The sequence below is a fragment of the Methylobacterium symbioticum genome, assembly GCF_902141845.1.
Lineage (GTDB): Bacteria > Pseudomonadota > Alphaproteobacteria > Rhizobiales > Beijerinckiaceae > Methylobacterium > Methylobacterium symbioticum.
Genome location: NZ_CABFPH010000184.1, coordinates 1 through 5,485, shown reverse-complemented (window position 1 = coordinate 5,485; position 5,485 = coordinate 1). Strand labels below are relative to the sequence as shown.

The window sequence follows — 5,485 nt, the reverse complement described above, 5'->3', positions numbered from 1 at the left end:
CAAGCCTCAATAGCAGGTTTAAGAGCCTCGATACGCTCAAAGTCAAAATAATCAGCGTGACATTCAGAAGGGTAATAAGAACGAACCATAAAAAAGCCTCCAAGATTTGGAGGCATGAAAACATACAATTGGGAGGGTGTCAATCCTGACGGTTATTTCCTAGACAAATTAGAGCCAATACCATCAGCTTTACCGTCTTTCCAGAAATTGTTCCAAGTATCGGCAACAGCTTTATCAATACCATGAAAAATATCAACCACACCAGAAGCAGCATCAGTGACGACATTAGAAATATCCTTTGCAGTAGCGCCAATATGAGAAGAGCCATACCGCTGATTCTGCGTTTGCTGATGAACTAAGTCAACCTCAGCACTAACCTTGCGAGTCATTTCTTTGATTTGGTCATTGGTAAAATACTGACCAGCCGTTTGAGCTTGAGTAAGCATTTGGCGCATAATCTCGGAAACCTGCTGTTGCTTGGAAAGATTGGTGTTTTCCATAATAGACGCAACGCGAGCAGTAGACTCCTTCTGTTGATAAGCAAGCATCTCATTTTGTGCATATACCTGGTCTTTCGTATTCTGGCGTGAAGTCGCCGACTGAATGCCAGCAATCTCTTTTTGAGTCTCATTTTGCATCTCGGCAATCTCTTTCTGATTGTCCAGTTGCATTTTAGTAAGCTCTTTTTGATTCTCAAATCCGGCGTCAACCATACCAGCAGAGGAAGCATCAGCACCAGCACGCTCCCAAGCATTAAGCTCAGGAAATGCAGCAGCAAGATAATCACGAGTATCCTTTCCTTTATCAGCGGCAGACTTGCCACCAAGTCCAACCAAATCAAGCAACTTATCAGAAACGGCAGAAGTGCCAGCCTGCAACGTACCTTCAAGAAGTCCTTTACCAGCTTTAGCCATAGCACCAGAAACAAAACTAGGGACGGCCTCATCAGGGTTAGGAACATTAGAGCCTTGAATGGCAGATTTAATACCAGCATCACCCATGCCTACAGTATTGTTATCGGTAGCAAGCACATCACCTTGAATGCCACCGGAGGCGGCTTTTTGACCGCCTCCAAACAATTTAGACATGGCGCCACCAGCAAGAGCAGAAGCAATACCGCCAGCAATAGCACCAAACATAAATCACCTCACTTAAGTGGCTGGAGACAAATAATCTCTTTAATAACCTGATTCAGCGAAACCAATCCGCGGCATTTAGTAGCGGTAAAGTTAGACCAAACCATGAAACCAACATAAACATTATTGCCCGGCGTACGGGGAAGGACGTCAATAGTCACACAGTCCTTGACGGTATAATAACCACCATCATGGCGACCATCCAAAGGATAAACATCATAGGCAGTCGGGAGGGTAGTCGGAACCGAAGAAGACTCAAAGCGAACCAAACAGGCAAAAAATTTAGGGTCGGCATCAAAAGCAATATCAGCACCAACAGAAACAACCTGATTAGCGGCGTTGACAGATGTATCCATCTGAATGCAATGAAGAAAACCACCATTACCAGCATTAACCGTCAAACTATCAAAATATAACGTTGACGATGTAGCTTTAGGTGTCTGTAAAACAGGTGCCGAAGAAGCTGGAGTAACAGAAGTGAGAACCAGCTTATCAGAAAAAAAGTTTGAATTATGGCGAGAAATAAAAGTCTGAAACATGATTAAACTCCTAAGCAGAAAACCTACCGCGCTTCGCTTGGTCAACCCCTCAGCGGCAAAAATTAAAATTTTTACCGCTTCGGCGTTATAACCTCACACTCAATCTTTTATCACGAAGTCATGATTGAATCGCGAGTGGTCGGCAGATTGCGATAAACGGTCACATTAAATTTAACCTGACTATTCCACTGCAACAACTGAACGGACTGGAAACACTGGTCATAATCATGGTGGCGAATAAGTACGCGTTCTTGCAAATCACCAGAAGGCGGTTCCTGAATGAATGGGAAGCCTTCAAGAAGGTGATAAGCAGGAGAAACATACGAAGGCGCATAACGATACCACTGACCCTCAGCAATCTTAAACTTCTTAGACGAATCACCAGAACGGAAAACATCCTTCATAGAAATTTCACGCGGCGGCAAGTTGCCATACAAAACAGGGTCGCCAGCAATATCGGTATAAGTCAAAGCACCTTTAGCGTTAAGGTACTGAATCTCTTTAGTCGCAGTAGGCGGAAAACGAACAAGCGCAAGAGTAAACATAGTGCCATGCTCAGGAACAAAGAAACGCGGCACAGAATGTTTATAGGTCTGTTGAACACGACCAGAAAACTGGCCTAACGACGTTTGGTCAGTTCCATCAACATCATAGCCAGATGCCCAGAGATTAGAGCGCATGACAAGTAAAGGACGGTTGTCAGCGTCATAAGAGGTTTTACCTCCAAATGAAGAAATAACATCATGGTAACGCTGCATGAAGTAATCACGTTCTTGGTCAGTATGCAAATTAGCATAAGCAGCTTGCAGACCCATAATGTCAATAGATGTGGTAGAAGTCGTCATTTGGCGAGAAAGCTCAGTCTCAGGAGGAAGCGGAGCAGTCCAAATGTTTTTGAGATGGCAGCAACGGAAACCATAACGAGCATCATCTTGATTAAGCTCATTAGGGTTAGCCTCGGTACGGTCAGGCATCCACGGCGCTTTAAAATAGTTGTTATAGATATTCAAATAACCCTGAAACAAATGCTTAGGGATTTTATTGGTATCAGGGTTAATCGTGCCAAGAAAAGCGGCATGGTCAATATAACCAGTAGTGTTAACAGTCGGGAGAGGAGTGGCATTAACACCATCCTTCATGAACTTAATCCACTGTTCACCATAAACGTGACGATGAGGGACATAAAAAGTAAAAATGTCTACAGTAGAGTCAATAGCAAGGCCACGACGCAATGGAGAAAGACGGAGAGCGCCAACGGCGTCCATCTCGAAGGAGTCGCCAGCGATAACCGGAGTAGTTGAAATGGTAATAAGACGACCAATCTGACCAGCAAGGAAGCCAAGATGGGAAAGGTCATGCGGCATACGCTCGGCGCCAGTTTGAATATTAGACATAATTTATCCTCAAGTAAGGGGCCGAAGCCCCTGCAATTAAAATTGTTGACCACCTACATACCAAAGACGAGCGCCTTTACGCTTGCCTTTAGTACCTCGCAACGGCTGCGGACGACCAGGGCGAGCGCCAGAACGTTTTTTACCTTTAGACATTACATCACTCCTTCTGCACGTAATTTTTGACGCACGTTTTCTTCTGCGTCAGTAAGAACGTCAGTGTTTCCTGCGCGTACACGCAAGGTAAACGCGAACAATTCAGCGGCTTTAACCGGACGCTCGACGCCATTAATAATGTTTTCCGTAAATTCAGCGCCTTCCATGATGAGACAGGCCGTTTGAATGTTGACGGGATGAACATAATAAGCAATGACGGCAGCAATAAACTCAACAGGAGCAGGAAAGCGAGGGTATCCTACAAAGTCCAGCGTACCATAAACGCAAGCCTCAACGCAGCGACGAGCACGAGAGCGGTCAGTAGCAATCCAAACTTTGTTACTCGTCAGAAAATCGAAATCATCTTCGGTTAAATCCAAAACGGCAGAAGCCTGAATGAGCTTAATAGAGGCCAAAGCGGTCTGGAAACGTACGGATTGTTCAGTAACTTGACTCATGATTTCTTACCTATTAGTGGTTGAACAGCATCGGACTCAGATAGTAATCCACGCTCTTTTAAAATGTCAACAAGAGAATCTCTACCATGAACAAAATGTGACTCATATCTAAACCAGTCCTTGACGAACGTGCCAAGCATATTAAGCCACTTCTCCTCATCCAACGCGTCAGTTTTTGACAGAATCGTTAGTTGATGGCGAAAGGTCGCAAAGTAAGAGCTTCTCGAGCTGCGCAAGGATAGGTCGAATTTTCTCATTTTCCGCCAGCAGTCCACTTCGATTTAATTCGTAAACAAGCAGTAGTAATTCCTGCTTTATCAAGATAATTTTTCGACTCATCAGAAATATCCGAAAGTGTTAACTTCTGCGTCATGGAAGCGATAAAACTCTGCAGGTTGGATACGCCAATCATTTTTATCGAAGCGCGCATAAATTTGAGCAGATTTGTCGTCACAGGTTGCGCCGCCAAAACGTCGGCTACAGTAACTTTTCCCAGCCTCAATCTCATCTCTCTTTTTGCGTTCTGCTTCAATATCTGGTTGAACGGCGTCGCGTCGTAACCCAGCTTGGTAAGTTGGATTAAGCACTCCGTGGACAGATTTGTCATTGTGAGCATTTTCATCCCGAAGTTGCGGCTCATTCTGATTCTGAACAGCTTCTTGGGAAGTAGCGACAGCTTGGTTTTTAGTGAGTTGTTCCATTCTTTAGCTCCTAGACCTTTAGCAGCAAGGTCCATATCTGACTTTTTGTTAACGTATTTAGCCACATAGAAACCAACAGCCATATAACTGGTAGCTTTAAGCGGCTCACCTTTAGCATCAACAGGCCACAACCAACCAGAACGTGAAAAAGCGTCCTGCGTGTAGCGAACTGCGATGGGCATACTGTAACCATAAGGCCACGTATTTTGCAAGCTATTTAACTGGCGGCGATTGCGTACCCGACGACCAAAATTAGGGTCAACGCTACCTGTAGGAAGTGTCCGCATAAAGTGCACCGCATGGAAATGAAGACGGCCATTAGCTGTACCATACTCAGGCACACAAAAATACTGATAGCAGTCGGCGTGTGAATCATTAGCCTTGCGACCCTCGGCAGCAAGAACCATACGACCAATATCACGAAAATAGTCACGCAAAGCATTGGGATTATCATAAAACGCCTCTAATCGGTCGTCAGCCAACGTGAGAGTGTCAAAAACGATAAACCAACCATCAGCATGAGCCTGTCGCATTGCATTCATCAAACGCTGAATAGCAAAGCCTCTACGCGATTTCATAGTGGAGGCCTCCAGCAATCTTGAACACTCATCCTTAATACCTTTCTTTTTGGGGTAATTATACTCATCGCGAATATCCTTAAGAGGGCGTTCAGCAGCCAGCTTGCGGCAAAACTGCGTAACCGTCTTCTCGTTCTCTAAAAACCATTTTTCGTCCCCTTCGGGGCGGTGGTCTATAGTGTTATTAATATCAAGTTGGGGGAGCACATTGTAGCATTGTGCCAATTCATCCATTAACTTCTCAGTAACAGATACAAACTCATCACGAACGTCAGAAGCAGCCTTATGGCCGTCAACATACATATCACCATTATCGAACTCAACGCCCTGCATACGAAAAGACAGAATCTCTTCCAAGAGCTTGATGCGGTTATCCATCTGCTTATGGAAGCCAAGCATTGGGGATTGAGAAAGAGTAGAAATGCCACAAGCCTCAATAGCAGGTTTAAGAGCCTCGATACGCTCAAAGTCAAAATAATCAGCGTGACATTCAGAAGGGTAATAAGAACGAACCATAAAAAAGCCT

General features: G+C 44.6%; 8 protein-coding genes and 1 pseudogene. All 9 read right to left on the bottom strand.

The features are described from left to right. Positions 1-152: 152 nt before the first annotated feature. On the bottom strand, positions 153-1,139 hold the full coding sequence (locus MET9862_RS30900; protein ID WP_000466547.1) for a Minor spike protein: 987 nt from the start codon (positions 1,137-1,139) through the stop codon (positions 153-155). 8 nt (positions 1,140-1,147) lie between these two features. After that, positions 1,148-1,675, bottom strand: coding sequence for a hypothetical protein (locus MET9862_RS30895; RefSeq protein WP_000487867.1), 528 nt, complete (start codon positions 1,673-1,675; stop codon positions 1,148-1,150). A 110-nt stretch (positions 1,676-1,785) separates the two neighbouring features. Continuing rightward, positions 1,786-3,069, bottom strand: coding sequence for a major capsid protein (locus MET9862_RS30890; RefSeq protein WP_000065572.1), 1,284 nt, complete (start codon positions 3,067-3,069; stop codon positions 1,786-1,788). A 36-nt stretch (positions 3,070-3,105) separates the two neighbouring features. After that, entirely contained in the window at positions 3,106-3,222 is a 117-nt protein-coding gene (locus MET9862_RS30885) for a phage DNA packaging protein J (protein ID WP_000033471.1), read from the bottom strand. Next, on the bottom strand, positions 3,222-3,680 hold the full coding sequence (locus tag MET9862_RS30880; RefSeq protein ID WP_000084700.1) for a scaffolding protein D: 459 nt from the start codon (positions 3,678-3,680) through the stop codon (positions 3,222-3,224). Before MET9862_RS30880 ends, MET9862_RS30885 begins: the two co-directional genes overlap by 1 nt. Further along, positions 3,677-3,916 carry a phage DNA packaging protein C gene (locus MET9862_RS30875; protein WP_016670801.1) on the bottom strand — a complete coding sequence of 80 codons (240 nt, stop codon included), beginning with the start codon at positions 3,914-3,916 and terminating at the stop codon, positions 3,677-3,679. The genes MET9862_RS30880 and MET9862_RS30875 overlap by 4 nt, the downstream gene beginning before the upstream one ends. Beyond that, complete coding sequence (locus MET9862_RS30870) at positions 3,849-4,019, bottom strand: bacteriophage K family protein (RefSeq protein ID WP_002253904.1); 171 nt, start codon at positions 4,017-4,019, stop codon at positions 3,849-3,851. The genes MET9862_RS30875 and MET9862_RS30870 overlap by 68 nt, the downstream gene beginning before the upstream one ends. After that, complete coding sequence (locus MET9862_RS30865; protein ID WP_000436966.1) at positions 4,019-4,381, bottom strand: hypothetical protein; 363 nt, start codon at positions 4,379-4,381, stop codon at positions 4,019-4,021. The genes MET9862_RS30870 and MET9862_RS30865 overlap by 1 nt, the downstream gene beginning before the upstream one ends. A 92-nt stretch (positions 4,382-4,473) precedes the next feature. Continuing rightward, positions 4,474-5,193, bottom strand: a pseudogene (locus MET9862_RS30860) (replication endonuclease); the annotation flags it as partial. Positions 5,194-5,485: the final 292 nt, after the last annotated feature.